Genomic DNA, 4,477 nt, shown 5'->3' with positions numbered 1-4,477 from the left:
GCGCCGTATCAACTGCACACCCTTGGGAGGGATATGCTGTGTGAGCTCTGCCAGGAAGTCACAGGCCTTGAACATATGCACGTTTTCTTTGAAATATGCGCTGTAATGGGTATGAAAGAGAACCCGACCCTTAAACTCTTCATAGTGGATCTTCTTCAAGGATATAGGAGTGCCTTATATGGGGTAGAGCTGGTATTTTCACTTCGTGAAAAACCTGAGGAGGCCGTGCCATATACTGGGCAAGGCTATCACGGGAGCTCTCATCGAGAATCCGTACGCTGTTATCTATACTGAAGCCTGAGTGCTTCCAGGAAAGCATGTTCCGGGCAAATTGCTCGGAGAGGAGCTTTCTCTCGGTGAAGAACCGCAAGACGGTGCGTCTAAAGTATTCGGTCATTTTTTCTAGACCTGAGAAGGGAAGGTAGACAAAGTTTCCATCCTCATCAAAGCCACCCTCAAGCAAAATGGCATGAAAATGAGGATTCCAGCGGAGCATATCCCCGAAAGTCTGTAGTGCCTTATATGGGGTGTGCGCAGGGTATTTTCGCTTCGCGAAAAACCTGAGATGAGCTATGACCATTCCTGTATCTATCTTTCTACCGGCAACTTCCCGGTAGAAATCGCTTATCATGGCAAATATCATTTTTGATAACTCTGCGAAAAGCTTTCTGTCGTGGCGGAAGAACACCCGTAGGGCCTTCGGAAAAGTGAAGACGAACTGCCGATGCGGAAGGCGTAAAAGGACTTCCTCATTCATATGTTCGGCAAAGAGGAGAGTTCTCTTCTGGCTGCAGGAGGGACACATGTAAAATCCCTTGCAGGAAAAAGGGCGGAAATAGTCGTGACCGCAGTTCGTGTTAGTGCAGCGGATACGGGCTATCCCTTGCCGATAATCGCCGCAGGTGAGAAAGTGCTCGCCAACCGTCTGTATCCGTTCGAGACGAAACTTCCCGAATGTATCGGCATACTCCTCATCGTATCGGCTGCAGAAATCGGTGAAATGACGCTCGAAGACCTGATGGAGTGTGTTTCTTCCCCGCGGGAGGTACTCGGTCTTTTGCGTTTTCAGTACTGAAGTATTTTGTATACCCACATAGAGTATTACTGCAAAAATGGTACTGATGCTTCAGGAAATAGAAATATATTAATAAAAGCGCAATATCTCTATAAACCTTTACAAATTCGAAATTGTAATATTCTCACGGACATTCATAAGAGGAATAATCGATTGCTCTTTGCGCTCTTCCGGCAGGTACATGATCCCTTTTTTAATTGCATCCCGGGGCGAACGAATCGTGACATTCTTCCCATCGATCTTGATTCTACCGGAAACATTTTTGTACGCCCCATAAATTATACCTATTCAGTAGATAATCCTTTATTTGCATTAAGATAGCAAAAAAGGTATATTGATTAAGCTGTATAAATCATTTCACATCTATATATGCTTATGGATTTTTTGATGTATAGCCTCCAAAATCAATACGTTTCAGTAGAAAAGGTGTTTTCCAATAACTGTTGAGCCTTCGACTATGAGAGTGACGATCTCTTGGAACAGTACTATTCAATCGAGGGTCTCATAGACGGAGGATGGAAAGTTAGTACATAAAATCACTATGTAATCTTCGATAACAACTCCTCTTTTGATTTATTAAACTCTTCCTCGGTGATGACACCCTTTTTCTTTCATTTCATCTACGTAAAAATTGTATAGAGTTCCATCATTTTCAAAACGGTACTGAAAAACTTTGCCGAGAGCATAGGTTGATGCTCCTGCCAGGATCACCTGTGAGCCTATGCCAAGAAGTGTACCGATTCCGGGTACGGCCCTCGCTTCGCTCGCGCCTGCACTGGTTATCAGTATTTTTTCTTTCTCTGTCCCCATCATCTGAAGCAGCAGCCCGCCTACCGCGGTTTTATCAAGTGAGAGCGGTAATGGGAAAATACGACAGTGCATGGAAAGATATTATCAAGGCCCATCTACAGGAATTCTTAATGTTCTACTTTCCGCATGTTGCAGAAAGCATTGATTTTTCTGTACCGCCTGTGTTCTTAGAAAAAGAGCTGGAAAAGCTTACCCCCGAGAATGAAAGTCGCGGGCGGCTGGCAGATCTGCTTATTAAACTAATGTGCCTCTCCGGTGAAGAGTATCTGCTCTACACCCATGTGGAAATCCAGGGGCGGAAAGAACCACAGTTTGCCGAACGATTGTTCCAGTACGCATACCGAATCTATGACCGGTTCTGGAGCTTTCCTGTCACTCTCGTCGTACTGACTGACACTGACCCCAGCTTCTATCCGAGTTATTTTGAGATCACAAGTTACGGCAGGTATCTCAGAGTAGATTTTCAGGTAACAAAACTGTTATATTTAGAAGAGAGGCGCAGGGAGCTTACTCTCTCTGATAATCCTTTTGCCTTCGTCACGAAGGTCCACATGGAGGTGCAGCGGCGAAGCGGCAATGCAAAAGAGAGGCGGAAGGATATAGAGCTGAAATATGAGCTCAAAAAAGAGCTTGCGCTGCAGCTTTATCAAGCAGGATATACACCGGAATATGTGCAGTCACTGCTGTTGTTTCTCGATTGGCTGGTACAACTGCCGCGGGATCTCGAATGGAAGCTTATGGGAGAGATTTCTGAAAAGACAGGAGGGAAGTCAATGCCGTATGTAACGAGCTGGGAGAGAATGGGAATCGAGAAGGGGAAGAAAGAAAGAGAACGAATCGGTAGGCTCGAAGATAAACAGGAAGTCCTAATGAGACAGCTGGAAAGAAAGTTTGGACTGACTTCGAAAGAGCGTGATCGAGTTCGGTCTACAGCTGATCCTGACAACCTGGACTCGGCTCTCGATCTCATTCTCTCGGCCACAACGAAAGAAGAAGTACTCGCAAAACTGCAGTAGCTTATAATATCAAACTACGGATCAACACCGATTGGCACGGATACAGTTTTTATATAGGAAAGATTTGCTGAACAACGTATGAGGAATCCGTTATAATGGGAAACAGCACAATGAGTAACACTATCGAGAAAGTTTACCAATCCCACTATGATCGGTTGTACACGCTGGCATTCAGGATGACCGGTTCACATCATGATGCGGAGGATGTGCTCCAGACCGCCTTCTTACATGCTCTGAAGGGATGGGAGAAATTCCGGGGGGAGAGTTCGGTGTACACATGGCTCTACCGGATTGTGTGCAATGCGGCCAAGCAGTACCGTCGCAAGGCGGAAAAACTTCCCGTAGAAGTCTATGCGGAGGAACAGGGTCTGGCCGAAAGCGAAGTCTACAGACACATCAACAGCTACGGTCAGGTGGAGGAGAAGGCGCTAGTGGAAGCCACTCGGGAAACATGTCTGCAGATGTTTATGAACTGCATGCCCCCAAAGTACCGGGCGGTGTTTACCCTCAGATGTATGCTCCACTTAGATGTAGACGAAACTGCTCGAGTCCTCGAAATAAGCAGGGAGTCGGTAAAGACCAACCTGCACAGGGCACGGAAGGCCATCCGGGACCACATGGAAGGGCGTTGTTCTCTCATCCGCCCCGGCGCCCCCTGCGATTGTCGCTCATTTGCCGGGTATCTCAGAGCGACCTGCAAGGAAGATCTTGCCCTGCCCATTATAACGGTCAAAACCAAAGAGCGGCAGGCGAAAAAAGAGTTCGAAACGGAGTTGAGTGATATCTTAGGGATAGAACGTCTCTACGATACCCGGGTCCTTCCCCCATCCTTCGACGGCTTCCTCGAGCGGGTAGAGAAAAAGGTGAAGGAGCAGAAGAAGCTCCTCCGCTACTAGTCTGGGAGTACCGGCCCTCCCCCTATCTGGAGTTTTCCATCTTTGTAGAGCCTTCGTATCTTTAGGGCCTCTTCCGCGGCCCATTTTTCCACTCCGAGCTTTTTCATCCTGCAGAGATTGAACAGTTTATAGTTCTGGGGGAATGTCTCCGCTCCGTCACAACAGGGCTGGAGATAGGTGCAGGGGAACTCATCGCATTCAAAGCAGAACTCTACTCCCTTCTCTTCGACACAGGTCTTGGTCCTGCATTCTCCGTGGATTATGAGGCACCCGCTCTCCCGACAGCCGAGACAGCGGATTGTTTCCGCCGGTTGGTTTTTGTACTGGGCGATCCGCTCCTGCATCTCCCGAGTTATGTTGTCTCCGAAAAGCTCGCAATTGAAGCAGTCGATCCCGCATGGTGATGTGTTCTGTCGTAAATCCATAGTTTTCTCCTCTTCAGACGTTGTTTTGTTTTCACTCTTACCCTCTTTGAGTAAAAAAAGAGGCCGTGGTTACAGAAAAAGGAGAAAAACAACAGAAACGATAGTGGAAGTAGATGTATCGATCTTCACCTAATTACCCACTCTCCCCTACCCAATTTTATATCCGTAGTTTTCCCTCCTTTACCCTAACTTATAATGAAGCAGCAGCCCGCCGACCGCGGTTTTATATAGTGACTGCGGTCATGGGCAAATACG

At 47.1% G+C, this 4,477-nt stretch carries 7 protein-coding genes; 3 read left to right on the top strand and 4 right to left on the bottom strand.

The window, feature by feature from the left end; translation table 11 throughout:
- Together GF409_00565 and GF409_00560 are read right to left on the bottom strand one after the other, a co-directional pair.
- Window positions 1-165 (bottom strand): hypothetical protein (locus GF409_00565; protein MBD3425702.1); only part of this gene is annotated, 165 nt, incomplete at its 3' end.
- On the bottom strand, window positions 140-757 hold the full coding sequence (locus tag GF409_00560; protein MBD3425701.1) for a hypothetical protein: 618 nt from the start codon (window positions 755-757) through the stop codon (window positions 140-142). The genes GF409_00560 and GF409_00565, both read right to left, overlap by 26 nt.
- Here GF409_00560 and GF409_00555 point away from each other — a divergent pair, their 5' ends adjacent.
- Window positions 758-1,075 carry a hypothetical protein gene (locus tag GF409_00555; GenBank protein MBD3425700.1) on the top strand — a complete coding sequence of 106 codons (318 nt, stop codon included), beginning with the start codon at window positions 758-760 and terminating at the stop codon, window positions 1,073-1,075.
- 576 nt (window positions 1,076-1,651) lie between these two features.
- Here the strand turns inward: GF409_00555 and GF409_00550 are convergent.
- On the bottom strand, window positions 1,652-1,888 hold the full coding sequence (locus GF409_00550; GenBank protein MBD3425699.1) for a hypothetical protein: 237 nt from the start codon (window positions 1,886-1,888) through the stop codon (window positions 1,652-1,654).
- A gap of 47 nt (window positions 1,889-1,935) precedes the next feature.
- Here GF409_00550 and GF409_00545 point away from each other — a divergent pair, with 47 nt between their 5' ends.
- Window positions 1,936-2,901 carry a hypothetical protein gene (locus GF409_00545; GenBank protein MBD3425698.1) on the top strand — a complete coding sequence of 322 codons (966 nt, stop codon included), beginning with the start codon at window positions 1,936-1,938 and terminating at the stop codon, window positions 2,899-2,901.
- Window positions 2,902-2,996: 95 nt separating this feature from the next.
- Entirely contained in the window at window positions 2,997-3,797 is an 801-nt protein-coding gene (locus tag GF409_00540; protein MBD3425697.1) for a sigma-70 family RNA polymerase sigma factor, read from the top strand.
- Here GF409_00540 and GF409_00535 read toward each other — a convergent pair.
- Complete coding sequence (locus tag GF409_00535) at window positions 3,794-4,222, bottom strand: DUF3795 domain-containing protein (GenBank protein ID MBD3425696.1); 429 nt, start codon at window positions 4,220-4,222, stop codon at window positions 3,794-3,796. The genes GF409_00540 and GF409_00535 overlap by 4 nt on opposite strands.
- Between the last annotated feature and the right edge of the window lie 255 nt (window positions 4,223-4,477).

Source organism: Candidatus Omnitrophota bacterium (assembly GCA_014728045.1).
In the GTDB taxonomy this organism is placed as follows: Bacteria; Omnitrophota; Gorgyraeia; order Tantalellales; family Tantalellaceae; genus WJMH01.
This window is presented reverse-complemented; position numbering and strand designations above follow the sequence as displayed.